The sequence below is a fragment of the Micromonospora sp. NPDC023869 genome (genome assembly GCF_055559695.1).
In genome coordinates, this window is the sequence record NZ_JBVHKD010000002.1 from 612,166 (window position 1) to 637,343 (window position 25,178).

General features: G+C 73.5%; 19 protein-coding genes and 3 pseudogenes. 4 read left to right on the plus strand and 18 right to left on the minus strand.

Going from position 1 to position 25,178, the window contains the following annotated elements:
- Positions 1-4: 4 nt before the first annotated feature.
- Genes ACZ31C_RS08545 through ACZ31C_RS08565 form a run of 5 tightly spaced genes read right to left on the minus strand, consistent with a single transcriptional unit; the run spans position 5 to position 5,106 of the window.
- The gene (locus tag ACZ31C_RS08545; protein ID WP_465794707.1) at positions 5-1,543 is read right to left on the minus strand and encodes a complex I subunit 4 family protein; all 1,539 of its coding nucleotides are present in this window, start codon (positions 1,541-1,543) and stop codon (positions 5-7) included.
- Positions 1,540-3,495, minus strand: coding sequence for an NADH-quinone oxidoreductase subunit 5 family protein (locus tag ACZ31C_RS08550; RefSeq protein WP_465794708.1), 1,956 nt, complete (start codon positions 3,493-3,495; stop codon positions 1,540-1,542). The genes ACZ31C_RS08545 and ACZ31C_RS08550 overlap by 4 nt, the downstream gene beginning before the upstream one ends.
- Positions 3,492-3,866: an NADH-quinone oxidoreductase subunit NuoK gene (gene nuoK / locus ACZ31C_RS08555; RefSeq protein WP_350692923.1), complete on the minus strand. Its 375-nt coding sequence runs from the start codon at positions 3,864-3,866 to the stop codon at positions 3,492-3,494. The genes ACZ31C_RS08550 and nuoK overlap by 4 nt, the downstream gene beginning before the upstream one ends.
- The gene (locus tag ACZ31C_RS08560) at positions 3,863-4,432 is read right to left on the minus strand and encodes an NADH-quinone oxidoreductase subunit J family protein (protein ID WP_465794709.1); all 570 of its coding nucleotides are present in this window, start codon (positions 4,430-4,432) and stop codon (positions 3,863-3,865) included. The genes nuoK and ACZ31C_RS08560 overlap by 4 nt, the downstream gene beginning before the upstream one ends.
- Complete coding sequence (locus tag ACZ31C_RS08565; RefSeq protein WP_465794710.1) at positions 4,429-5,106, minus strand: NuoI/complex I 23 kDa subunit family protein; 678 nt, start codon at positions 5,104-5,106, stop codon at positions 4,429-4,431. Before ACZ31C_RS08565 ends, ACZ31C_RS08560 begins: the two co-directional genes overlap by 4 nt.
- 159 nt (positions 5,107-5,265) lie before the next feature.
- Between ACZ31C_RS08565 and ACZ31C_RS08570 the strand changes: the two genes are divergently transcribed.
- On the plus strand, positions 5,266-6,297 hold the full coding sequence (locus tag ACZ31C_RS08570) for a glutathione S-transferase family protein (protein WP_465795014.1): 1,032 nt from the start codon (positions 5,266-5,268) through the stop codon (positions 6,295-6,297).
- 139 nt (positions 6,298-6,436) lie between these two features.
- Here the strand turns inward: ACZ31C_RS08570 and ACZ31C_RS08575 are convergent, their stop codons facing one another.
- Together ACZ31C_RS08575 and ACZ31C_RS08580 are read right to left on the minus strand one after the other, a co-directional pair.
- Positions 6,437-7,399: a complex I subunit 1/NuoH family protein gene (locus tag ACZ31C_RS08575; protein ID WP_131057418.1), complete on the minus strand. Its 963-nt coding sequence runs from the start codon at positions 7,397-7,399 to the stop codon at positions 6,437-6,439.
- A gap of 230 nt (positions 7,400-7,629) precedes the next feature.
- Positions 7,630-8,229 (minus strand): annotated as a pseudogene (locus tag ACZ31C_RS08580) (NADH-quinone oxidoreductase subunit C); the annotation flags it as partial.
- A 156-nt stretch (positions 8,230-8,385) separates the two neighbouring features.
- On the opposite strand from ACZ31C_RS08580, the gene ACZ31C_RS08585 reads away from it, so the two are divergent.
- Positions 8,386-9,432, plus strand: coding sequence for a glucose 1-dehydrogenase (locus tag ACZ31C_RS08585; RefSeq protein WP_449943156.1), 1,047 nt, complete (start codon positions 8,386-8,388; stop codon positions 9,430-9,432).
- 15 nt (positions 9,433-9,447) lie between these two features.
- On the opposite strand, the gene ACZ31C_RS08590 is transcribed toward ACZ31C_RS08585, so the two are convergent.
- From ACZ31C_RS08590 to ACZ31C_RS08610, 5 genes are all read right to left on the minus strand, one after another.
- Entirely contained in the window at positions 9,448-10,761 is a 1,314-nt protein-coding gene (locus ACZ31C_RS08590; protein ID WP_465794711.1) for a DUF2252 domain-containing protein, read from the minus strand.
- A 90-nt stretch (positions 10,762-10,851) separates the two neighbouring features.
- Complete coding sequence (locus ACZ31C_RS08595) at positions 10,852-11,463, minus strand: NADH-quinone oxidoreductase subunit B (protein WP_465794712.1); 612 nt, start codon at positions 11,461-11,463, stop codon at positions 10,852-10,854.
- Positions 11,464-11,591: 128 nt separating this feature from the next.
- Positions 11,592-13,067 (minus strand): pyridoxal phosphate-dependent decarboxylase family protein, encoded by a 1,476-nt coding sequence (locus tag ACZ31C_RS08600; protein WP_465794713.1) that lies wholly within the window; start codon positions 13,065-13,067, stop codon positions 11,592-11,594.
- Positions 13,064-14,533, minus strand: coding sequence for an MFS transporter (locus ACZ31C_RS08605; RefSeq protein ID WP_465794714.1), 1,470 nt, complete (start codon positions 14,531-14,533; stop codon positions 13,064-13,066). The genes ACZ31C_RS08600 and ACZ31C_RS08605 overlap by 4 nt, the downstream gene beginning before the upstream one ends.
- A 32-nt stretch (positions 14,534-14,565) precedes the next feature.
- Positions 14,566-14,880, minus strand: a complete 315-nt coding sequence (locus ACZ31C_RS08610; RefSeq protein WP_465794715.1) for an MGMT family protein — start codon at positions 14,878-14,880, stop codon at positions 14,566-14,568.
- 13 nt (positions 14,881-14,893) lie between these two features.
- Between ACZ31C_RS08610 and proB the strand changes: the two genes are divergently transcribed.
- Together proB and ACZ31C_RS08620 are read left to right on the plus strand one after the other, a co-directional pair.
- Entirely contained in the window at positions 14,894-16,051 is a 1,158-nt protein-coding gene (gene proB / locus ACZ31C_RS08615) for a glutamate 5-kinase (RefSeq protein WP_465794716.1), read from the plus strand.
- A gap of 94 nt (positions 16,052-16,145) precedes the next feature.
- Positions 16,146-17,390, plus strand: a complete 1,245-nt coding sequence (locus tag ACZ31C_RS08620; RefSeq protein WP_465794717.1) for a glutamate-5-semialdehyde dehydrogenase — start codon at positions 16,146-16,148, stop codon at positions 17,388-17,390.
- A gap of 62 nt (positions 17,391-17,452) precedes the next feature.
- On the opposite strand, the gene ACZ31C_RS08625 is transcribed toward ACZ31C_RS08620, so the two are convergent.
- The 6 genes and pseudogenes from ACZ31C_RS08625 to ACZ31C_RS08650 form a co-directional block, all read right to left on the minus strand.
- Entirely contained in the window at positions 17,453-18,325 is an 873-nt protein-coding gene (locus ACZ31C_RS08625) for a prenyltransferase/squalene oxidase repeat-containing protein (protein ID WP_465795015.1), read from the minus strand.
- 102 nt (positions 18,326-18,427) lie between these two features.
- Positions 18,428-19,679 (minus strand): annotated as a pseudogene (gene moeZ / locus ACZ31C_RS08630) (adenylyltransferase/sulfurtransferase MoeZ).
- A 63-nt stretch (positions 19,680-19,742) separates the two neighbouring features.
- Positions 19,743-20,561: a DUF3152 domain-containing protein gene (locus ACZ31C_RS08635; RefSeq protein WP_465794718.1), complete on the minus strand. Its 819-nt coding sequence runs from the start codon at positions 20,559-20,561 to the stop codon at positions 19,743-19,745.
- Positions 20,562-20,621: 60 nt separating this feature from the next.
- On the minus strand, positions 20,622-21,536 hold the full coding sequence (locus ACZ31C_RS08640) for a DUF3152 domain-containing protein (RefSeq protein ID WP_465794719.1): 915 nt from the start codon (positions 21,534-21,536) through the stop codon (positions 20,622-20,624).
- 5 nt (positions 21,537-21,541) lie between these two features.
- Positions 21,542-22,516, minus strand: coding sequence for an alpha/beta fold hydrolase (locus tag ACZ31C_RS08645; protein WP_465794720.1), 975 nt, complete (start codon positions 22,514-22,516; stop codon positions 21,542-21,544).
- 23 nt (positions 22,517-22,539) lie between these two features.
- Positions 22,540-23,862: pseudogene (locus tag ACZ31C_RS08650) on the minus strand (hypothetical protein); the annotation flags it as partial.
- Positions 23,863-25,178: the final 1,316 nt, after the last annotated feature.

Genomic DNA, 25,178 nt, shown 5'->3' on the forward strand with positions numbered 1-25,178 from the left:
TCGCTCATGGCAGCACTCCCACCAGGGCGGCCACCGGTGCCTCGGCGACGCCCAGCACCAGGGCCGGGGCCAGCCCGACGGCGAGGGTCAGCAGCACCAGCGGCACCCAGGCCGCCAGTTCGGGCCCGGCGATCCCCGGGCCGAGGGCGCGCACCGTCGGTGTCGGTCGGCCGTGGGTTACCCGGCGCAACAGCCGCAGCAGGTACGCGGCGGTCAACGCCCCGCCGAGCGCCGCCAGCACGGCCAGCGTGGTCCAGAGTGCGCCGCCCACCTGGATCGCGGCGACCACGGCGAACGCCTCACCCCAGAAGCCGGCCAGGCCGGGCAGCCCGAGCGAGGCGACCGCCGCGAAGGCGAGCAGCCCGGAGAGCCGGGGGGCGGTCTCCCGCAGCCCGGACAGTTCGCTCAGCGCACCGGTGTGGGTCCGGTCCTTGATCGCGCCGGCCAGGAAGAAGAGCAGGCCGGTGATAATGCCGTGCGCCACGTTGCCGATCAGCGCCGCCTGGATGCCGGTGGCGGTGAGGGTGGCGATCCCCAGCAGCACGAAGCCCATGTGCCCCACGCTGGAGTAGGCGATCAGCCGTTTCAGCTCGGTCTGTGCCAGGCAGACCAGCGAGCCGACCAGGATGGCGGCGACGGCGAGCACGCCGAGCACCGGTGCCGCCCAGCGGGCACCCTCCGGGGCCACCCCGACGGCGACCCGGATCAGGCCGTACGTGCCCATCTTGAGCAGCACACCGGCGAGCAGCACGCTGCCGACCGTCGGCGCCTGGGTGTGCGCGTCGGGCAGCCAGGAGTGCAGCGGCCAGAGCGGGCTCTTCACCGCGAAGGCCACCGCGAGCAGGGTGAACGCGGTGAGCTGGGTGGTCCTGGACAGTTCCGTGCCGCCGGTCAGCGCCACGATGTCGGCGGTGCCGGCAGCGGCCACCACGACGTAGACGCCGACCAGCAGCAGCACCGAGCCGAACAGGGTGTAGAGGGCGAACTTCCGGGCCGCCCGCCGCCGCGCGTCGACCGCCGCCAGGTCGGTGCTGTCGCCGCCCCAGCCGACGATGATCGCGTACATCGGCAGCAGGACCACCTCGAAGAAGAGGAAGAACAGCACCAGGTCGAGGGCGAGGAAGGTGCCGAGGATGCCGACCTCGACCACCAGCAGCAGCGCCACCAGCGCCTTCCCGCTGCCGCCGGTCGGCACCCGCCAGAGGCTGTAGCCGCAGCAGAGCAGCGTGAGCAGGGCGGTGAGCACCACCAGCGGCCAGGAGATGCCGTCCACCCCGAGGTGGAAGCGCAGGTCCAGGCCGGGCACCCAGGGCAGGTCGACGACGTGCCAGGGCAGGACCGCCCCGGCGCTGCCGTCCGGCAGGTACGCCGACCAGCCAGCGTCCCGGGCGGCGAGCAGCGCGACGGCCGCAACCAGGGTCAGCGCGGCGACGACGGTGCCGAGCACCCGCGCACCCCGGTCGTGCGGCGTGGCCGCCACCGCCAGGGCACCGAGGGCCGGCAGCGCGAGAACCGCCACCAGCAGGACTTCCCCGGATGTCATGCCGCTCCTCCGATCAGGACGGCGGCCAGGCCGAGCAGCAGCGCACCGGCGAGCACCGCGACGACCGCCCGGGGCAGGGCCGACCGGTGCAGGGTGCCCAGCCCGCCGCCGAGCGCTCGGGCCGCCCGACCGGTGCCGGTGACCGCGCCGTCCACCACCCGCTCGTCGGCGGTACGGGCCAGCCGACCCAACGCGGTCGTCGGGCGTACCACCAGGGTGTGCTGGACGTCGTCGAGCCGGAACGCGCGGGCGAGGACCGGCCGCAGCGGACCCAGCGTGGTGGCCGGGTCGACCACCGGGTCCCGCCGCCAGGCCAGGGCCACCCCGACCAGCAGCAGCGCCAGTGGCAGCAGCATTAGCGGCCCGACGTGCACCAGTTCCGAAACGCCCAGTGCGCCGGGAGCGCTGGAGAGCAGCCGGTCGGTGAACCAGGACGAGAACCCGGCCAGGCCCAGCAGGACCGCCGGCACCGCGAGCAGCAGCAGCGGCCAGCGCAGGGCGGCGGGCGGGTCGTGCGGATGGAGCTGCGGGGTGCGCAGCGTGCCGAAGAAGGTCCGCAGCAGCAGCCGGGTGGCGTACCAGGCGGTGATCGCCACCCCGACCAGCCCGGAGACCAGCACCAGCCACGCCACCCAGGTCGGGGCCGGGCCGCTCTCGGAGGTGGCGTCGGCGGCGGCGGCGGCCAGCACGCCCTCCTTGCTCCAGAACCCGGAGAGCGGCGGTACGCCGGCCAGCGCGCCCAGCCCGATCAGCATGCACCAGAAGGTGACCGGCATGGTGTGCCGCAACCCGCCCATCCGGGACATCAGCGCGGTGCCGAGGGCGTGGATCACCGCACCGGCGGCGAGGAAGAGCAGCGCCTTGAAGGCGGCATGGGTGAGCAGGTGGAACAGGGCGGCGGACGGCGAACCGACGGCCAGCGCACCGGTCATGTAGCCGAGCTGGGAGACCGTGGACCAGGCCAGCACCCGCTTGATGTCGTCCTGCGCGGTGGCGGCCAGCGCGCCGAGCAGCAGCGTCACCGACGCCATCACGCCGAGCACGGCCAACGCGACCGGCGTGGCCTCGAACAGCGGCCACAGTCGGGTGACCGCGTACACGCCGGCGGCGACCATGGTGGCGGCGTGGATCAACGCGGAGATCGGGGTCGGGCCCGCCATCGCGTCGGGCAGCCAGGTATGAAACGGGAACTGGGCGCTCTTGCCGGCCACCCCGGCGAGCAGCAGCAGGCAGGCGGCGGTGAGCGTGGCGGTGCTGTGCGAGTGGACGAGCACGTCGTGGATTCGGAAACTACCCGCCGAGACGCCGAGCAGCGCGATGCCGAGCAGGAAGCCCACGTCGCCGACCCGGGTCACCAGGAACGCCTTCATCGCGGCGGCCGGGGCCTCCGGCAGCCGCCGGTCGTGCGCGATGAGCAGGTACGAGCAGAGGCCCATCACCTCCCAGCCGACCAGCAGCAGGATCAGGTCCCCGGAGACCACCACCAGCAGCATCGCGGCGGTGAAGAGGCTGATCTGGGCCGCGTACGGCGGGTAGCCTGCCGGTTCACCGGCTCCCTTCCCAACGGAGCCGTGGTCGACGTCCCCGTCGTCGCGCGGGCCACCGCTCAGGTAACCGGTCGAGTAGACCTGCACGGCCAGGGCCACGGCGGTGACCGCGACGGCGACCAGCGCGGCGGCGCCGTCGAGGCGTACCCCGAGGGTGACGGCGAGACCGCCGAGGTCGATCCAGGTGGTCGACGCCTCCACCGGGTCGTCCAGCGTGACCAGCAGGGCCACCGCCAGGGCGAGAGCACCGGCCGCACCGGTCACGCCGAGCGCGACGGCCGCCCGGCGGGCCGGGTCCGCACCGAGGGCGGAGCCGCGCGGCGAGGGCGGCAGCAGCAGACCGGTCAGGCCGGCGACCAGCGGGACGACCGGCAGCAGCACACCCAGCAGCGTCGTGGTGCTCACCGCTCCCCCTCCGCGACCACGCCGCCGGCCGGACCGGCCGTCACCGGCGTCGGCTCGTCAGGAGGGCGCTCGGCCAGCGGGATCTCGTCCACCGCCACGCTGGCCCGCATCCGATAGAGCTGGAGCACGATCGCCAGGCCCACGCCGATCTCGGCGGCGGCCAGCACGATCACGAAGAGGGCGAAGACCTGCCCGCCGTGCGGCAGCAGCGCCTTGGCCGTGGTGTCGGCGGTGATCAGGATCAGGTTCACCGCGTTGAGCATCAGCTCCACGGCCATCAGCACCAGCACCGCGTTACGTCGCCGCAGGACGCCGTAGACACCGAGGCCGAACAGCAGGGCGGCGGTGACGTACGGGATGACCGGTCTCACCGCGACCGCCCCTCCGACACGCCGCCCTCGGACGCGCTGCCCTCGGACGCCTCGGCCCGGTCGCGTGGTACCCGGCCGATCTCCGGGCGGGACAGCACGATCGCGCCGACCAGCGCGGACAGCAGCAGCACGGAGAGCACCTCGAACGGCAGCACCCAGCTCCCGAAGACCTGCTCACCGATGCGCTCGGCGTTGCCCGGCTCGGGCAGTTCCACCGCGGTCCAGCGGTACGCGTCGACGAGCAGGGCGGACAACCCGAGCCCGACGCCGCCACCGATCAACGCGGCGGGCCAGCCGGGACGGTCCAGGTCGTCGGAGGCGCCGATCGGCGCCCGGGTCAGCATCACCGCGAACAGCAGCAGCACCACCACCGCGCCGACGTAGATCAGCACCTGTACCCAGGCCACCATCTCGGCGGAGAGCACCAGGTACATCCCGGCCAGCGCGCCGAGGCAGACCACCAGGTAGAGCCCGGCCCGGACCAGGTGACTGGTCGCCACCACCAGCACCCCCGACCCGACCGCCACCGCACCGAGGGCGAGCAGCAGGGCGTCCACCCCGGTCACGCGGGAGTGCCTTCCCCGGCATCGGTCTCGGGCGTACCCGCGCCTGCGGCACCGGGCTCGGCGGGAGGCTCGGCGGCGGGTGGGCGGGCGGCGGGGCGGCGCTCGGGGCGTACCGGCGGGGCGGTCGGCCGGGCGGCGGACGCGGCGGGGACCGCAGCCTTGCGCGCGGCGGCGGTCTCCTCCTTGGCCGGCTCACCCTGCGGGTCGTGCGCGGGCGGTGGCGGCACGGTCGCCATCCACTCGCCCAGGTGTTCCTTGTCGTGCAGCAGGTCCTTGATGTCGTACTCGGAGTACTCGAACTCGGGCGACCAGTAGAGCGCGTCGAAGGGGCAGACCTCGATGCAGATGCCGCAGTACATGCAGAGCGAGAAGTCGATGTCGAACCGGTCGAGGACGTTGCGCTGGCGGGGCCGGGCCGCGCCGGGCACCGCCACCTCCTCCTTGTGCGAGTCGATGTAGATGCACCAGTCCGGACACTCGCGGGCGCAGAGCATGCAGACCGTGCAGTTCTCCTCCATCAGCGCGATCACCCCGCGCGAGCGGGGCGGCAGATCGGGCGCGACGTCCGGGTACTGCTGGGTGGTGGAGCGCTTCGTCATCGTCTTGAGCGTGACCGCCAGCCCCTTCACCAGGCCGCTGCCGGGTACGCCGGCCGACTCGCTTCGCTCGCTCATGCGCAACATCCTGCCCTGTGGCCACGGCGCGCGCGACCACCACCCGAAGGATCTCCACCGTCCGGCCCGGACCGTGGCGTCCGGCGGCTCCCCGCGCCGGCCCGCGCATGATCGGCCATGATGGGAGCCAGGACGACGTGGCGACACCTTGGGGGCGGGATGGGCGAGGGCGGTACGAGCACCGGCGGGAAGTACGTCGAGCAGGGCGAGTTCAACCGGGACCAGAACTACATCACCACTCGGATCACGGTCGACGGCCGGGACGGCTACCCGGTCGAGTCGGGCCGCTACCGGCTCGCGGTCAGCCGGGCCTGCCCCTGGGCGAACCGGCTGATCATCGTCCGGCGGCTGCTCGGGCTGGAGGACGCGATCTCGATGGCCGTCGCCGGGCCGACCCACGACGCGCGGAGCTGGACCTTCGACCTCGACCCCGAGGGGCGCGACCCGGTTCTCGGCATCGAGCGGCTCCAGCAGGCGTACTTCGCCCGGTACCCGGACTACCCGCGCGGCATCACGGTGCCGGCGATCGTCGACGTGCCGACCGGTCAGGTGGTGACCAACGACTACAGCCGGATGAGCCTGGACCTCTCCACCGAGTGGACCGCGCACCACCGTCCCGGCGCGCCGCAGCTCTACCCCGAGCACCTGCGCGACGAGATCGACGAGGTCAACGCGCTGGTCTTCACCGACGTCAACAACGGGGTGTACCGGTGCGGCTTCGCCGGCAGCCAGGAGGGGTACGAGAAGGCGTACCACCGGTTGTTCGACCGGCTCGACTGGCTCAGCGAGCGCCTGGCCGGGCAGCGGTATCTGGTTGGGGACACCATCACCGAGGCCGACGTGCGGCTGTTCACCACGCTGGTCCGCTTCGACCCGGTCTACCACGGGCACTTCAAGTGCAACCGGCAGAAGCTGAGCGAGATGCCGGTGCTGTGGGCGTACGCGCGGGACCTGTTCACCACGCCCGGCTTCGGCGACACGATCGACTTCGACCACATCAAGCGGCACTACTACGAGGTGCACCGGGACATCAACCCGACCGGGGTGGTGCCGGTCGGCCCCGACCTGTCGAACTGGCTCACGCCGCACGACCGGGAGTCGCTGGGCGGTCGCCCGTTCGGCGACGGCACTCCCCCGCCGCCTCCGGCGCCCGCCGAGCGGGTCGACCCCGCTCACACCCCGCTGCGCTGACCGCCCGCCCGCACGGCGGCGGCGTGCCGTCGTGCGGAGGTGCGGCGGACCGTGCGGCGGCGTGCCGTCGGGCGGCGACGGTGAGAGGTGTTAGGAAGGGACCCCTGCTATACCGGAGACGGTAGTAGGGGTCCCTTCCTTACAGCGCCACCCGTACGGCGGCGGTCAGCACGAGCTGGGCCAGTGCGGTCGGCACCAGCACCAGCCAGCAGAGCCGCTGCAACTGGTCCTCGCGCAGCCGGGGGTAGGAGACCCGCAGCCAGATGATCACGAAGCTGACGGCGGCCACCTTGAGCAGGGTCCAGAGCCAACCGAGCTGGTCGTCGGCGAACGGCCCCTGCCAACCGCCGAGGAACAGCACGGTGGTCAGCGCGGCGATCACCACGATCCCGACGTACTCGGCCAGCAGCAGGAACGCGAACCGCAGGCCGGTGTACTCGGTCATGTACCCGAACACCAGCTCGGAGTCGGCCACCGGCATGTCGAACGGCGGCCGGCGGATCTCGGCCAGGCCGGCCACGAAGAACACCACCATCGCCGGGGCCTGCCAGATCAGCCACCAGGGCTGCCACGCCTCGACGATGCCGGAGAGACTCAACGTGCCGGCGGCCATCGCCACCGACGCGGCGGCCAGCACCAGCGGCAGCTCGTAGCCGAGCAACTGGGCCGCGCCGCGCAGCCCGCCGAGCAGGCTGAACTTGTTGGCCGAGGCCCAGGCGGACATCAGCACGGCCAGCACACCGACGCCGACCACCGCCAGCACGAAGAACAGACCCACGTCGAGCGGCTGACCGACCAGGTCGTTCGGGCCGAGCGGGATCACCAGCAGGGCGAGCAGGTACGGCACCAGGGCCACCGCCGGAGCCAGCCGGAACACCGGTCGGTCTGCCGCACGCGGGGTGACGTCCTCCTTCTGCACGAACTTCACGCCGTCGGCGACGAGCTGCGCCCAGCCGTGGAACGCGCCCGCGTACATCGGGCCGAGCCGGCCCTGCATGTGCGCCATCACCTTGTGCTCGGCCTGACCCACCAGCAGCGGCAGGACGAGGAAGGCGGCCACCACCCCACCGATGCGGATCACCAGTTCCAGCCAGAGCGGCATCAGGGCGTGCCCTCCTCGCCGGCCCGGGGCTCCGCCAGGTCCCCGGCGGGGCCGCCCCCGGACGCCGCCGGGTCGGCGGCGGGCTTCGGCGGGTCCGCGGCGGGACCGGCTCCGGGGTCTGCGGCGGGACCGGCCGATCGGGGGGTACGCGGTGGACGCGTACCCGGTGCCGGTCGGGCCGGACGCTCCCGGGCGGGCCGCGCCGGGGTCCCGCCGCGCGGACCCTCCCCGGCGCCACCGGCCCCGGCCGGGGTCGGCACCACACCCCACTCGCCCGGTGCGGGTACCCCCGGTGGCCGGATCGGCCGCCGACCGCCACCGGCCTCGGACTCGCCCGGCTCCTTCGCCCCCGGCCAGGGCTTCGCGACCCGGGAGGCGAGCACGAACTCCTTGCGCAGCGGATGGCCCTCGAACTCCGGCGGCAGCAGCAACGGCCGCAGGTCGGCGTGTCCGTCGAAGTCGATGCCGAACATCTCGTGGGTCTCCCGCTCGTGCCAGGCGGCACCCGGGTAGACCGACACCACCGAGTCGACCGTGGGCGTGGCCCGGGGCACCCGGGTGCGGAGCAGCACCCCGTGCCGGTGCGTGGTGGACCACAGGTGGGCCACCACGTCGAAGCCGTCGGCCAGTTCGTCGACCGCAGAGAGCCAGTCGAAGTAGTCGCAGGCCAGCTCCGGGTCGTCGCGGACGGCGAGCAACGCCGCCCGCCACTGCTGCGGGGGTACGTCGACGGTGGCCCGGGAGTGCGCCTGACCCCCGGAAACCGTCGCGGTGGCCTCGACGGGGGCGAGCAGCGTGACGAGCCGCCGGCCGACCTCTTCCGGTGTCATGCCGCTGATCCTAGGGCGTGTCCGGCCGCCCGTGCCCGGCTGCGAGCCCGGTCCTGCGGTCGGTGACCCGGCCCACGGCCCGGCTGGTGGTGCGCGGCCGGGTGGAGATCCCGGCTTTGCCGGCGGTGGCCCGTCGACGCCCGACAGGATGGGCCCGTGCGCGCTGTGACCGTGACCCCGGGAGTGCCCGGCTCGCTGCGACTGCTCGACGACTACCCGGAACCGGCCACCGAGGAGGGGGCGGTCCTGGTCGAGGCCGTCGCGGTCGGCGTATGCGGCACCGACATCGAGATCATCGACGGGCAGTACGGCGAGGCGCCGCCCGGTGCCGAGCACCTGGTGCTCGGGCACGAGTCGCTGGGCCGGGTGCTGGAGGACCCCACCGGCACCCTGCAGACCGGTGACCTGGTCGCCGGGATCGTCCGGCACCCGGACCCGCTGCCCTGCCCGAACTGCGCGGTGGACGAGTGGGACATGTGCCGCAACGGCCTGTTCACCGAGCACGGCATCAAGGGGCTGCCCGGGTTCGCCCGCGAACGCTGGCGGCTGCAACCCCGGTTCGCCGTCGGCCTCGACCCGGAACTAGGCGAGGTGGGCGTCCTGCTCGAACCGACGAGCGTGGTGGTCAAGGCGTGGGACCACATCGACCGGATCGGCCGGCGGGCGGAGTGGCAGCCGCGTACCGCCCTGATCACCGGCGCCGGGCCGATCGGCCTGCTGGCCGCCCTGCTGGCCAGCCAGCGTGGGCTGTCGGTGCACGTGCTGGACCTGGCCACGGACGGGCCGAAGCCGGCGTTGGCCGGTGCACTCGGTGCCACGTACCACTCGGGGCCGGTCGAGGAGCTCGACTTCGAGCCGGACGTGATCGTGGAGTGCACCGGCGCGCCGGTGGTCGTCCTGGAGGCCATGTGCAAGGTCGCGCCGACCGGGATCGTCTGCCTCGCCGGGGTCTCCAGCGGTGGCCGGATCATCGACTTCGACGCGGGTGCGCTCAACCGCACCCTGGTGCTGGAGAACAACGTCGTCTTCGGGTCGGTGAACGCCAACCGGCGGCACTGGGACGCCGCCGCCGAGGCGCTGGCCCGCGCCGACCGGGACTGGCTCGGCGCGCTGATCACCCGCCGGGTGCCGCTGTCGGAGTACGCCTCGGCCTACTCCCCCGGCCCTGAGGACATCAAGGTCGTCATCGACTTCACCGCCTGACCCTGATCACGGTTCCTACACGCCCGGCAGTTCGCCGTTGCGGAACAGGTCCACGAAGAGCTGGTGGTCCTGCCGGGCCCGCACGCCGTACGCGTGGGCGAAGTCGACCAGGTGCGCGACGAAGCCGGCGGGGTCCGCGTCGACGGCCGCGACGATCGCCTCCTCGGTGGAGTAGTCGACCAGGTCGTGGCTGGACTCGTCGTCGGCGACCGAGTGCATCCGGGCGACCGCCCGACCGAGGTCGGCCAGCACCCCGGCGAGTTCCTCGGGTTCGTTGACGTCCGCCCAGTCGAGATCGGCGGCGTACGGGGAGACCTCGGCGACGAGTTGGCCCACGCCGTCCAGCTCGGTGAAGCCCACCCACGGGTCGGCGTGTGCCTGGAGGGCGCGCTGCGACTCGGCCGTCCGGTGACCCTGGTGGCGGAAGTAGCCCCGGACGCGCTCGTCGTCGATGTGGCGGGCGACCGCCGGGACCTGGGCCTGCTTCATGTAGATCAGGACGTCGTTCTCCAGCGCCTGGGTGTGCCCCTCCAGCAGGAGGTTGTACGACGGCAGCCCGGCCGACCCGATCCCCACGCCCTTGCGCAGCACCACGTCCTTGATCTGTGCCGCCACCGGACGGGTCTGGGTGGTGGCGGGCAACGTGTCCAGGTAGTCCTGGAAGGCCGCGCAGACCCGGTCCCGGACGTCGCCGTCGACCTCGTACACGCCGTCGCGCAGCGAGAACCGCCGATCGTACTTGTCGACGGTGGTCTGCTCGCGCAGCAGGTCGACCCGGGTGTTGAGGCGGGCCTGCTGGAGCACCCGGCGCAGCACGCCGTCGGCGTTGTCCAGCGTGATCGAACCGATCGCGTCGTCGCCACCGGCGGCGATGGCCCGCAGCTCGGTCAGGTAGTGCTCGGCGAAGGTGGTGACCAGGTCGCTGATCACCCGGTCGGAGAGCGCTTTGGTGTAGCCGATCAGGGCCACGCTGGCGACGAAGCGCCGCAGGTCCCAGGTGAACGGCCCGACGTACGCCTCGTCGAAGTCGTTGACGTTGAAGACGAGCTGGCCGGAGCCGTTCATGTAGGTGCCGAAGTTCTCCGCGTGCAGGTCGCCGTGGATCCACACCCGGCTGGTCTGCTCGTCGAGAAAACGGTCGTCGGCGAAGTCGCCGCGCTGGTCGGCGTAGAAGAGGCTGGCACTGCCCCGGTAGAACGCGAACGGCGACGCGGCCATCTTGCGGAACTTGCGTCGGAAGGCGGCCGGGTCGAGCGCCATCAGGGTGCCGAACTCCTCGGTCAGCACCTTGACGATGAAGGCGGAGCGCGGCTCCGCTGAGTCGGTCATGACCGGCACGCTAGCGCCTGGACGCCACCGCGGCGGCGACCGCGCCGAGCGGGGTGCCGCGTCGACCCCGAGCGGTCGTCGCCGCGCGTTTCAGGAGGTCGGCGGCCGTACCGGCGGGGCGGTGAGGGAAGCCGCGTCGCGCGGTGGCACGCCCTCGGCGGGCCGCGCGTCGGCCGATGACGCGTCGTCGGCGGGCGGCGCGTCGGTCGGCGGGGCCAGCAGGTCGGGACGGGGTACGCCGCCGATGCCGGACTGCTCGGCGGCGATCTTCTCCTGTAGGCGGAGGATGCCGTGCAGCAGCGCCTCCGGCCGGGGCGGGCAGCCCGGCACGTAGACGTCGACCGGGATGAGCTGGTCGACACCCTTGGTCACCGAGTACGAGTCCCAGTACGGGCCGCCGCAGTTGGAACAGGCACCGAACGAGATGACGTACTTGGGCTCGGGCATCTGGTCGTAGAGCCGCTTGATCGCCGGGGCCATCTTGTCGGTAACCGTGCCGGAGACCACCATCAGGTCGGCCTGGCGGGGCCCGTGCGCGAACGGGATCACGCCGAGGCGCATGAAGTCGTGCCGGGACATGCTGGTCGCGATGAACTCGATGGCGCAGCAGGCCAGCCCGAAGTTGAAGACCCAGAGCGAATACCGCCGGCCCCAGTTGAGCACGAACCGGATCGGCTCGCCGAGCACCGCCGGTAGCTGCACGACCGTCCCCTTCCCGTCCCCGACAGTCAACCACAGCGCCCGTGCGGCTCGGCCGGGCCGCTCTGCAAGGAGGGGTCCCCTGCTAACGCCTCGTGTATATAAAGGGCCCCCTCCTAACGACACAGCGCTCAGAACGACGGGCGTTGCAGCAGACTCACGAACTCCACCAGGAGGCGCTCCCGCAGCGCGGGTGGGGCGGCGTCCAGGAGAGTGTTCACCGGTGCCATCCGGTCCGGCAGACCACCGCCACCGCCGAGGCCCAGTCCGGCGGCGAGCCCGGCGACCAGGTCGGCGGTGAGCGCCTCGGGGGTGAGCGCACCGGCGAGGGCGAGCAGATCCGGCGGCAACGCGATCGGGCCGGTCGCCTCGGCCGCCGCGACCGCCTCGGCCAGGTCGGCGCCGAACTCCGCCGCCGTGGGCGCGACCGCCGCGGTCACCGTCAGGTGCACACTGCGCGGCATACCGGCGTACGCGAGCTGGGGCTGGGTGTGCCAACCCCGCGCGGCCAACTCGTCGACCAGGACGAACAGGTCGAGCGCCGGGTCGGTCGAGGTGAAACAGACGACCGTCGACTCCGGCTCGGCGACCAGCCGGAGCCCGTCGACGCCGCGTACCGCGTCGGCCAGCACCCGCACCGCGTCCCGGGTCCGGCGGGCCAATTCCAGGTAGCCGTCGTCGCCGAGGTGCCGCAGGGTGGCGTACGCGGCGGCGATCGGGCCGCCGGACCGGGTGGAGGAGATCACCGAGTTGACCATCGTGTACCCGGGCCAGTCGGCGTACGCGAAGTACTGCGCCGCGCGCAGCCCGGCATCGCGGTGCAGCAGCACCGAGACGCCCTTCGGCGCGTACGCGTACTTGTGCAGGTCCACCGAGATCGAGGTGACCCCGGCGACGGCGAAGTCGAACGCGGGCACGTCGACGCCGAGGCGACGCAGGTACGGCAGGGTCCAGCCGCCGAAGCAGGCGTCCACGTGGCAGCGCACCCCGGCGGCGGCCGCCGTCTCGGCGATCTCGGCCACCGGGTCCACCACGCCGTGCGCGTACGAGGGGGCGGAGCAGACCACCAGCACGGTCTCCGGCCCGATCGCGGCGGCCACGTCGACTACGGAGGGCCGAAGCGTGGCCGGGTCGACGGGGACCGTGTCGAGCGCCACCCGCAGGTAGTGGGCGGCCTTGGCGAACGCGGCGTGGGCGCTGGACGGCACCACGATCCGGGGAGCGGTGATCTCGGGCCGGGCGTCACGGGCCGCCTTGACGGCCAGGATCAGCGACTCGGTACCGCCGCTGGTGACACTGCCGACCACCTCCGGCGCGCTCGTGCCGGGCCCGCCACCGAGCACCCGTGCCGCCGCGCCGACCAGCGCGTTCTCCATCGCCAGCAGCGAGGGGAAGGCGGTCGGGTCGAGCCCGTTGACGTGTGCGCTCTCGGCGTACGCCGCCGCCGCCAACTCGTCCAGCCCGGCGACGGCGGCGTCGTACACGTACGCGAACAGCCGTCCGCCGTGCGTCGGCCGGTCGGCCTCCCGCAGGCTGCGGATTTCCGCCAGCACCTGTTCCGCCGGTACGCCGTTCGCCGGCAGCGCCGACCCGCTCTCGTCGATCATGGAGTAGTGGTGCCCTTTCCGTGGTTCTCGACGGCATTCGTCCCCACCACAACTCCATGATCGGCGCCGGAGCCGCGGGGGACGCCGACGGCGTCGGGGATGTCGGAGGTGCCGGGGGTGAGGGTGGCTAGGAGGGTGGGAGTCAGGTCGTAGGGGCGGAGCAGCAGGGTGGCCAGGCCGATCAGCAGGGCCGGAAGGATGGTGAAGCCGAGCAGGACGCCCAGGCGGGCGGTGTCCGACTGGACCGCGGCGGTGCCGGTGGTGGAGGAGACGTAGCCGGTGAGTGCGAGCACCAGACCGAAGACACCCGGCCCAAGGGCCAGGCCGAAGGTCTCGCCGGCCGTCCACAGGCCGGTGAAGACGCCCGCCTGCCGCCGGCCGGTGCGCGCCGTGTCGTACGCGATGCAGTCCGGGAGCATGGCCAGCGCGAACACCTGCTGACCGGCGTACCCGACGCCGAGCACCGCCACCAGCAGATAGACCACGACGGCGGGCAGCACCGGGGAGGCGACCAGCGCCAGTCCACCGGCGGCCAGGATCAGCGAGGCGGCCACCAGCGCGGCCAGTTTGCCCAGCCGAGCGCCCACCCGCGACCACAGCGGCATCACCACCAGCGCCGGCCCGACGAAGCAGAGGAAGAGCAGCGTCGGACCGGTCGTCGGGTCGCGCAGGATCTGGTCGGCGAAGTACTGCACCCCGGCGAGGATCGTGGCCACCCCGGCGGACTGCACCACGAAGCAGAGCAGCAACGCCCGGAACGGCCGGTTCCGACCGGCGACGGTGAGCTGGGCACGCAGACTCGGCTCGCTCTCCCCGACCGAGCCCTGCGGAGCCGACCGGGTGCCGAGGAACGCGCCGACGGCGCCCACCGCGATCAGCGCGGCCACGAACACACCCATCCAGCGGTGCCCCGGCACGCCGCCACCGGCCGCGTCGCGCACCAGCGGGGCCACCGCACCGGCGACCAGGATGGCCAGCGCCAGCACCGCGATCCGCCAGGTCATCATCCGGGTACGTTCGGCGTAGTCGTCGGTCAGCTCGGCCGGCATCGCCACGTACGGCACCTGGAAGAAGGCGAACGCGGTGGCCGTGGCCAGGAAGGCGATGGCCACGTACGCACCGGCGGCCGGTCCGGCGCCGAACGGCGCGGCGAAGATCGACCCGAACAACACCGCCAGCGCCAACCCGCCGACGAGCAGGTACGGCCGGCGGGCCCCCCATCGCGACCGGGTCCGGTCGGAGATGCGCCCGGCCACCGGGTTGACCAGCACGTCCCACGCCTTCGGCAGCAGCACCAGCAGGGCCGCCACCCCGGCGGCCACGCCGAGCGTGTCGGTGAGGTACGGCAACAGCAGCAGCCCCGGCACGGTGCCGAAGGCTCCCGTGGCCAGCGAACCGAGCGCGTACCCGGCGTGCACCTTGCGCGGCAACCCGGCCGCCCCTGCCCCACCCGGCGACGCGTTCATGACGCCGAATGTTACTCACGTTATGGCGCGGGTCACATCCCCTCTCCGGGCTGCCACTGCGCCGCGCGCATGTCGACCCGGCCCGCGCGCAGCGGCGTACCCTCGCTCAGCCAACGGGCCCGCGCCTCGGCGACGAGGCGGGGCGGCATCGTGCCGGCGGCGTTGACCACGCGGTGCCAACCGACGGCCCCACCGTGCCGAGCCATGATCGATCCGACCAGTCGGGCGGAGGCCCGTCCGGAGCGCTCGGCGAGCGCGTCGGCCACCCCGCCGTACGACATCACCCGGCCCGGCGGTATCCGGTCGACGAGTTCCAGTACCGCCTCGACGTACTCGTCTGGTGTCACAAGCGGCCAGACTATGGGAAGGCCGCCGGGCCGTACCGCGCCGACCACGCAGAATAGGCGGGTGCGAGACGCGGTAACGGCGGCCCGGCGGGTCGTTGTCAAGATCGGTTCCTCCTCGTTGACCACCGCCACCGGCGGTCTGGACGACGGGCGGGTGGACGCGTTGGTCGACGCCCTCGGGTCGCGGACGGCCGACGGACGTGAGGTCGTGCTGGTCTCCTCCGGCGCGATCGCCGCCGGCCTGGCCCCGCTCGGGCTCTCCCGGCGACCACGTGACCTGGCCACCCAGCAGGCCGCCGCGAGCGTCGGCCAGGGCCTGCTGATCGGGCGGTACGCCGCCGCCTTCGCCCGGCACGGCCGGGCCGTCGGGCAGGTGCTGCTCACCGTCGACGACGTGACCCGACGGGCGCACTACCGCAACGCGTACCGCACCCTGCGCAAGCTGTTGGATCTGCGGGCGGTGCCGATCGTCAACGAGAACGACACGGTGGCCACCGAGGAGATCCGTTTCGGCGACAACGACCGGCTGGCCGCGCTGGTGGCCGCGCTCGTCGACGCCGACCTGCTGGTGCTCCTCTCCGACGTCGACGCGCTCTGGACCGGCAACCCGTCGCGTCCCGGCGCCCGCCGGATCGCCGAGGTACGCGACGAGTCGGACCTGGCCGGAGTCGACATCGGCGGTGCCGGACGGGCCGGAGTCGGCACCGGTGGCATGGTGACCAAGGTCGAGGCGGCCCGGATCGCCACCGGATTCGGCATCCCGGTGGTGCTGACCTCCGCGCCGCAGGCCCTCGCGGCGCTGGCCGGTGAGCCGGTCGGCACGTTCTTCCACCCCAGTCTCAGCCGCCCGGCCGCGCGGCTGTTCTGGCTGGCGCACGCCACCGCGCCCCGGGGACGGCTGCACCTCGACCCGGGCGCGGTCGCCGCGGTGGTAGGCCGCCGCAAGTCGCTGCTGCCAGCCGGGATCACCGCCGTGGACGGGGCGTTCACCGCCGGTGACCCGGTCGACCTGGTCGACACCACCGGTGCGCCGGTCGCCCGGGGACTGGTCAACTACGACGCGGTCGAACTGCCCGGTCTGCTCGGCCGGTCCACCTCGGACCTTGCCGCGGCGCTCGGTCCGGCGTACGAACGGGAGGTCGTCCACCGCGACGACCTGGTGTTGTTGTGAGCGGGTGTTCCGCCGGCTTGAAGTGATTGCAGGGGGCCCTTCCTATGCACGAGGCGTTAACAGGGGGCCCTTCCTTACATCGAAGGAGCGTGTCATGAGCGTGAGCGAGCAGGCCCGGCGGGCGCGTACGGCGGCGGAGGCGCTGGCCGTGGCGACGCGTACGGCCAAGGACGCGGCGCTGCACGCGATGGCCGACGCGCTGGTGGCGCGTACGCCGGAGATCCTCACCGCGAACGAGGCGGACCTGGCGGCCGGGCGGGAGGCCGGACTGAGCGCGGCCGTGCTGGACCGGCTCGCCCTCGACGAGTCCCGGGTGGCCGGCATCGCCGACGCGCTGCGCCAGATGGCCGGGCTGCCCGACCCGGTGGGTGAGGTGGTCCGTGGCTCCACCCTGCCCAACGGTCTGGAGCTGCGGCAGATCCGGGTGCCGTTCGGCGTGGTCGGGATCATCTACGAGGCCCGGCCGAACGTGACCGTGGACGCCGCCGGCATCTGCCTCAAGTCGGGCAACGCGGCGCTGCTACGCGGTTCCTCGTCCGCCGCGCACTCGAACGCGGCGCTGGTGACGGTGCTGCGGGACGCCATCGACGGCACCGGGCTGCCCGCCGACACGGTGCAGTTGCTCGACGCCGCCTCGCGCGACTCGGTCAAGGAGCTGATGCGGGCCCGAGGGCTGGTGGACGTGCTGATCCCGCGCGGCGGCGCGTCGCTGATCCGGACCGTGGTCGAGGAGTCGACGGTGCCGGTGATCGAGACCGGGGTGGGCAACTGCCACGTCTATGTGGACGCCGCCGCCGACCCGGTCAAGGCCGTCTCGATCGCGCTGAACGCGAAGACGCAGCGGCTGTCCACCTGCAACACCGCCGAGTCGCTGCTGGTGCACCGGGAGGTGGCGGACGCCGTACTGCCCCCGATGCTGGCAGCGTTCGCCGAGGCCGGGGTGACGGTGCACGGTGACGCCCGGACGGCGGCGTACTCCGACGCGGTGGTCGCCGCGACCGACGAGGACTTCGCCACCGAATACCTGTCGGCCGACATTTCGGTGGCCGTGGTCGACTCGCTCGACGCGGCGGTGGCGCACATCCGGCGGTACGGCAGCGGACACACCGAGGCGGTCGTCACCGACTCGCAGTCGGCCGCCCGGGAGTTCGTGGCCCGGGTGGACTCGGCGGCCGTGATGGTCAACGCGTCGACCCGGTTCACCGACGGCGGCGAGTTCGGCTTCGGCGCCGAGATCGGCATCTCCACCCAGAAGCTGCACGCCCGTGGACCGATGGGTCTGCCGGAGCTGACCAGCACGAAGTACGTGGTCACCGGGGACGGTCACCTGCGGAGCTGACGGCGGACGGCGGACGTGCCCGGCACGGCCAGCGGCACCAGGACGGCCAGCGCCAGGCCGGATCAGCGGAAGGCGCGGATCACCGCCAGGGTGGCGTGCACGTCGAACTGGTGCCCGTCGTCGCTGCTCCAGCCGCCGTCGCTGCGTTGCGTCTCGGTGAGCCGGCGACGGGCCGCCACCATGGTCCACTCCTGCTCGTCGACCTCGACCCGACGCAGGGTCGAGGCGAGCCAGGCGGCGTCGGCCGGGGACGCCTCCGGCATCCGCTCGGCGAGCAGGGCCTTGATCCGCGCGGACTCGTAGAACATCTGCTGCCGGTGCAGGACCGCCGCGCTCAGCCAACCGGCGGCCAGGAAGGACGGCCAGCTCCCGTCGGGGCGAAGCTGTGCGGCGAGCGCCTGCCCGGCGGCGTGCACCACCCCGGCGTACGCGCCGCCGACCCGGTGGTCCAGCGGCCCGGCGGAGCGGGCGTCCAGCCCGGCCACGGTGAGCCAGAAGGCGGCGTTGGCGGTCAGGTAGAGCCGTGCCTCCGGGCTGCCCGGCCGGGCCCACTCGGGGGCGGTCTCGGCCAGCGCCGGATCCTCCTCCCAGCAGCCGTCACGCTGCTGGCCGGCGGCGAGCCAGTCGAGCGCGCGACGGGCGGCCGGGCGACCCAGCGCACCGAGGTCGTCCAGCTCGGCGAGACGGAAGCAGGTGGCGTCGACCGAGGCGACCGGGTCGCCCCAGGAGGCGGGCCAGCCGCCGCCCGAGGTCTGGCCGACCTCGGCACTGTCCAGCGTCTCCGGTGGCGGCGGCGTGCCGGTGCGCAGCCAGGAGAGACGGGCACGTTCGACCGTGTCCCCGTGTGCCACCACGAACCCGATCGCGGCGTCGATGTCGACCACGGCGGTCACGCTACCGGCGGAAACATGATCCCGCCTCGGTACAACGGGCAGGTGGGACCGGCCGTCGGCCGGGTGGCGTGACCGGCCGTCGACCGGGTGTTAGGAGGGGTCCCCTTCTATACCTGAGGCGTTAGCAGGGGACCCTTCCTTACGTCAGTAGGCGGGCAGGGAGGGATCGATCTGCTTGATCCAGGAGAGCACGCCGCCCTGGACGTGCACGGCGTCCCGGAAACCGGCCGCCTTCACCGCGGCGAGCGCCTCGGCGGAGCGGACCCCGGACTTGCAGTGCAGCACGATCTGCCGGTCCTGCGGGAGCTTGGAGAGCGCCTCGCCGGAGAGGAACTCCCCCTTGGGGATCAGCGTCGCACCGGGGATGCGGACGATCTCGTACTCGGCCGGCTCCCGGACGTCGACCAGGAAGATGTCCTTGCCGGCGTCCTGCCACTCCTTGAGCTCAGCGGCGGTGATCGTCGCGTCGACGGTCGCCTCCTGCGCCTCCTCGGAGACCGCCCCGCAGAAGTCCTCGTAGTCCTCCATCAGATCGGTCAGGGTGGCGTTCTCGCCGCAGAGCACGCAGTTCGGGTCCTTGCGAACCTTGATCTTGCGGTAGCTCATCTCCAGGGCGTCGTAGACCATCAGCCGACCGACCAGCGGCTCACCGATTCCGGCGAGCAGCTTGATCGCCTCGTTGACCTGGATCGAGCCGATCGAGGCGCAGAGCACGCCGAGCACGCCGCCCTCGGCGCAGGAGGGGACCATGCCGGGCGGCGGGGGCTCCGGGTAGAGGCAGCGGTAGCAGGGGCCGTGCTCGGCCCAGAACACCGACGCCTGGCCGTCGAACCGGTAGATCGACCCCCAGACGTACGGCTTTCCGAGCAGCACCGCCGCGTCGTTGACCATGTACCGGGTGGCGAAGTTGTCCGTCCCGTCGACGATCAGGTCGTACTGGGCGAAGATGTCCCGGACGTTGTCCCGGTCCAGCGCGGTGTTGTGGATCTCGACGTTGACCAGCGGGTTGATCTCGCGGATGCTCGCCGCGGCGGACTCGGCCTTGGACCGGCCGATGTCGGAGACCCCGTGGATGATCTGCCGCTGCAAGTTGGACTCGTCGACGGTGTCGAAGTCGATGATGCCGAGCGTGCCGACACCGGCGGCGGCCAGGTACATCAGCGCGGGCGAGCCGAGACCACCGGCGCCCACACAGAGCACCCGGGCGTTCTTCAGCCGCTTCTGCCCGGTGACTCCCACGTCGGGGATGATCAGGTGACGGGAGTAGCGGCGGATCTCGTCAACGGTCAGCTCGGCGGCAGGCTCGACGAGCGGGGGCAACGACACGGTGGACTCCCCGGGATCGATGTGGCGGTCAACCGGGCCATTGTTGCTCGCCGGCCCACCCGCCGACCATGAGCAGTGACACGTCGCCCGGCATGCGGGAGCGGGAATAACCCGGATCGGGTGACGACCGAGGTCAGGTGGCCGGGTCGCCGACGTACCGGACGCCGTCCAGGAAGGGCCAGGCGTACGCCAGGCAGCCGTCCAGGCCGTACGTCTGCTGCTGCATCACCGGTGCCGGTCGGCCCGGGCCGGGGCACGTCTGGTGTCCCTCGCCGAACTCGTGGCCCACCTCGTGGTTGATCACGTAGGCCCGGTACACCGCCAGCGGCGCCCCGTAGTCGGGTACCGCCTCCGCCCAGCGCGCCAGGTTGATGATCACCTGTCCGGGCAGCCGGCACGAGGTGTAGCCCTCGGTGGTCAGGCCACCGGCCGCGCACATCGCCTCGGAGGTGGCCGGGGTGGCCAGGTAGACGGTGAAGTCGGCGTACTCCGGGTCGTCGATCCGGAGTACCCGCAGCTCCCCCGAGCCGATCCAGCTGCGCGGATCGCCGAGCACCGCGTCGACCTCGGCGGCGAAGGCGTCCGGGTCCTGGCCGGTGCCCTGCTCGACGGCCACCCGGTAGTACACGAGCGGGCCGGCCAGGCCGTGCACCGGGGACTGGCCGCCGGCCGCCGCGAAGCTGCCCGCGCCCACCATCGGGTACGCGGCTCCCGGTTGCGCGGTCGTCGTGTCGTACGTCCGGCCGGCCGGTGCCGTGCCGGTCGAGCGGTCCTCGGCCGGGGCGATCCGCAGCACGAGCGTGACCGCCAGGGCCAGCAGCACCGAGAGGGTCACGGCCAGTCGACGTCGACGCCGCCGGGCCGCCGGGCGGTGCCGTGGCGGCCCTTCCGGCCGGGATTCCGGCGGATCGTCCGGCAGCCCGGGGCGGCCGTTGAGGGGCGAAGGCGGCATGACCCCATTGTCGCACCATAAATGGTCAAATCAGCGTATTACCGTGCGGTCGGTTCACTTTTACAACGGCGGACCGGCGTACCGCTTCCCGTCCCGGTACGGCCAGGGATTGGCCACACACCCCTTGAGGAAGAGCGTCTGCTGCATCATCACCGGGGCCGGTTCACCCCGCCCCGGGCAGCGCTCGTGCCGGTGGCCCAACTCGTGCCCGACCTCATGGTTGATCACGTACGCGCGATAGACCGAGAGCGGCACCTCGGCCTCGACGTAGTGCGGCACCGACTGCCGCCACCGGTCCAGGTTGATGATCACCTTCCCGGGCGCGCGGCACGAGGTGTAGGGACGGCCCCCGACCCGGATGTCGACCCCACCGGCGGCACACATCCGCCCCGCCGTGGTGGCCGTGGCCAGATAGACGGTGAAGTCGTACCGGGACGCGGTCTCCACCTGCCGCAACCGCAGTCGCCCGCTGTCCACCCAGCTCCCGGGGCCGGCCAGTGCCGTCCGCACCGCCAGGGCGAACTCACCCGCGTCCACGCCCGCACCGGACTCCACCGCCACCCGGTACCGCCGGGCGTCACCGGCCGTACCCAGCACCGGCCCGGTCCGGTCGTCGTAGTCGAACCGGCCCGGCCCGGCCGACGGAACCGGCCCGGACTCCCGCAACACCGGCTCGGGCGACGGGACGACCGCCGACGGCGACACGGGTACGGGCGACACCGAGGGCGACACGTATCCGGATGACGGCGAGGGCGGCACCACCGGCGGAGACGTCACCGCCGCCACCTCGTCGGCGGAACCGGCCGAGGGCCCGGTCACGCCGGTCACCAGCGCCGCGCCCGCCCCGAGCGCGACCACCAGCACGGTCAGCCGGCGCACCACCGCGCGCCGCGACGTGGTGGTCGTGACCGGCTCCGGCGAGCGGCTGTGTCGGCCGGTGGAGTGAGACGGTCGACGACCACCAGGACTGCGCATTCGCGTCATCCTGCCAGGTCGGACCGCCCGGACCCATTGACCGACTCGGTAAGAAGCCCGACCACGGCCCGCGCCACCACACGCGGCACCTCCAACTGCGCGACGTGACCGACGCCGTCGAGCATCAGCAGCCGACTGTCCGGGATGGCCCGCGCGGTCTGCGGTGCCACGCGTACGTCGACCAGCCGGTCCTGCCGGCCGCCCACCACCAGCGTGCGGGCTTGCACCGAACGGGCCATCCGCCACAGCGACCCCGACCCCGGCAGGTACGACCGCAGGAAGCTGGAGACGATCCCCCGGAACGTCCGCACGTACGCGGCAGCGTAGTGGGTCGCCTCGTACCGCACCCGGATCTCCTCCACCGCCTCCTGCCGGCGCTGCTCGGAGATCCGGCTGAGGTCGGCCACGCACGCCTCCATCGTCTGCTGCGCCATCACCTCCGGCGCGAACTGGGCCAGCCGCCAGGCGGCCAGCCGCTCGGCACGGGGGATCGCCAGCAGCGGCAGCATCCGGCCCTGCAACGACCGGCGGAAGTCGAGGAACGGCAGAGCCGGCGACACCAGGGTCAGCGTGCGCACCAGATCCGGCCGCAGCGCGGCCACCCGGACCGAGATCGCCCCGCCCAGCGAGTTGCCGAACAGGTGCACCGGGCCCCGGTCGGAGTACTCGATCCAACGGATCACCCGGTCCGCGAAGGACGGCACGGTGTAGCGCAGGCCCGGCTCGCTGCGCCCGAACCCCGGCAGGTCGATCGCCTGGCCGTCGAGGCGGCCGGCGAGCAGGCCGGCCAGGTCCGTCCAGTTCTGCGAGGACCCGCCCAGGCCGTGCACGTACAACGCCGGCTCCGCGTCCGGGCCGGTGGCCGGCGTCTCCCGGACGTAGGTCACCGTGCCGTCCAGGCGTACCTGCCGGCCCGGCCAGGGCGGTGGCATCGAGGGCGCGGGCAACAACCGATCGGGCCAGAGGGTGGCAGGCTTCACCACTCCAGTCTGCCCCGAACGGCTCAGGCCAGCAGAGCCTCCAACCGCCGGTTCACCGCGGCCAGGCTGGCGCGTACCACCGCCTGCCGGGGGTCGCCGGCCACCAGCGCGGACCCGGCCAACTGCTCGACCCATCCGTCGCAGACCAGCAACACCACGACGGTCGCCACCTCGCAGTTGCCGAACGGCACCACGGCGGCGTGCTCCACGAAACAGCGTCCCCGCTCGGCGGTGGGGTCGACGCTGCGCAACAACTCGTCGATGGCCGCCGCGGCGGCCACCGCGCACAGCCGCAGCACGTACCCGTCGACGGCCGGACCGGTGGCGTACCCGGCGGCGCTCTGGTCCCCGGCGAGCAGGCGGACCTCGACGGTCGCGTCGAGACCGAACGTGCTGACCTGGACGTGGTCGAGCACCACCCGGGGGCCGGGCACCCCGCCGGTGTCCAGCGGCCGGGACGGCGCGGACTCGGTCGTGGTGAGCTGGCCGCCCGAGTAGGAGGCGCCGAGCGTGGCGGGGCTGCCGGTCGGGCCGGGTTCCTCGACGACGGCCCGTCCCCTCGGCGGGGCGGGCGTCGGGCGTCGGCGGCGGGCGGGCTCCGGCTCGGTCCGGGCCGGTGGGGCCTCGGTCCGGGTCCCTGCCGAGCGGGCCGCCGGAGCCTCGGTCCGGACCCCTGCCGGGCGGGCCATCGGGCGTCGGGGCTCGGCGGGCGGACGCGACTCGCCGTCGTCGCGGGTCTCGGGAGACCGGCGGCGCACCGGCGCGGCCGGTGGTCCCGGCACTCCGCTCGGCGCGGCGGCCAGCCCCATCCGCTCCTGAAGCAGGCGGGCGACGTGTCGGCTCACCTCGGCCGGGTCGGCGCCGTCGGCCAGGTCCAGACGCAGGCTGTGGGCACCGGCCGGAGTTCGCCGTAGGGCCGCGTCACGGACTCCCTCCACGCCCCGCACCGCGTCGAGGATCGCGTTGACGTCGAAGCCCTCGGGCCGCTCACGCAGCGGCGCCGGTTCGTCGTCACGACGCAGATGGGTGGCGATCCGGGCGAGTTCCGGAGTTTCGGCGGGTGGGTCCACGGCTGGCGGCTCCGGCACGACGGGCACGTCCGGCTCGGCGGGGACGCGCTGCGGCAACACCGCCGAGGTGCCGTCCGGCGACCGGTCGCCAGGCGTTTCGAGGTCGGGGGCGGATCGGCGGGCCGCGTAGGGGGCAGCGCTCGTCGGGGCGGGCGCGGACGGGGTGCGTTCACGGCGCGCGGGAACGTCGGACGCCCGGGCACCGGACGCCGGCTCGGTCGGGGCCGGGGCGGCGGGCGGGCAGGGCGAGGCGGGCGGCGGAGCGGTCGGCCCCGGGTCGCTGGGCACCGGTCGGAGCCGGAACGGCCGGTAGGCCGGGCCACCGCCGGAGGCGCTCGCGGCCTCGGTGAGCGGCGGCGTGGACGGCTCGGGTGGAGTCGTCTCGCGTGGTCCGGCCGGGGTGGCGGCCGGAGGCGCGCTGGCCGGGCCGAGCGCCCAGGGCAGGCGGTCGTCGGCGGGCGGCGGGCCACCCATGCGCGCCCCCCAGGGCAGACCCTCCTCGGTGCGGGCACCCCAGGGCAGACCCTCGTCGGTACGCGCTCCCCACGGCAGACCCTCGTCGGCCGGAGCAGCGCTGACCGGGTGGGCTCGCCAGGAGGCGCGCTCGTCGGCGGGGACACCGCTGACCGGCGAGGCCGACCAGGCGGGCCGCTCGTCGGCGGGCGCACCGCTGACCGGTGCCGTCGACCAGTGCGGCCGCTCGTCGGCCGCCCAGGACGGGCGCTCCCGCGTCGGTGGCGCGGCGGTGGGTTCGCCGGGCTCCCGCACGGGACGCTCGTCGACCGGTGGCGCACTGGTCGGCGCGGCGGCCCACGAGGGCCGGTCGGTGGACTCGGGCGGTTCGGCCGGGGTACGCGGCGCGACGGCCTCCGGCCGGGTCGGCTCGTACGGCCGGGGCCGCTCGACCGGCACCGGCTGGTAGGGACGGGTCGGCTCGGCCCGGACCGGCTCGTACGGTCGGCTCGGTTCGCTGGACCAGCTCTGCCCCGGGGTCTCTCGCCCGCGTCGGCCGCTCTCGTCCTCACCGCGTGCCCAGGACGGTGCCCAGTCGCTCGGCGGGCCGGATCGGGCCCAGCTCGGCCGCTCGTCGTCGGCGGGATCGGCGTCCGCCGTCCAGCCGCCGCGCCGACCGGTCCCCGGTGGCGGCCAGCCGGCGTGGTCGGCGCCGTACCCGTGGTCGCCGGTCGGCCCGGAGGTGTCGGCGGGATGGGACGGACCGGTCGACTCGGCCGGGTACGGCTCGTCCCAGCCGTGCGACCGGCCCCCGGCGGACGGGTCGTCCCCGGCCCGCTCGGCGGTGGGCGCGTGCACGCCGGGCGGCATCTCGAAGCCGGAGGCGGCGGTGCCGACGGGCGGTACCTGGACGGCCGGCGGTGCCGAGGTGGGCAGGCCGGAGGTCGAGGTCACCGGCTGCTCACCGGCGGGGGTGGGACGCGGCGCGGGCACCACCAGCCGGTCGTGACCGGCGTCGCTGCCGGACTCGCGCAGGCCGGGCGGGGCGCTGACCGGGGCGTACCGCCCGGCGGACGACTCGTCCTCGGGGTGCACGCCGTTGACGTGGTGTCCGTTCGTGCGCGTCGCGCGTTCCGGCT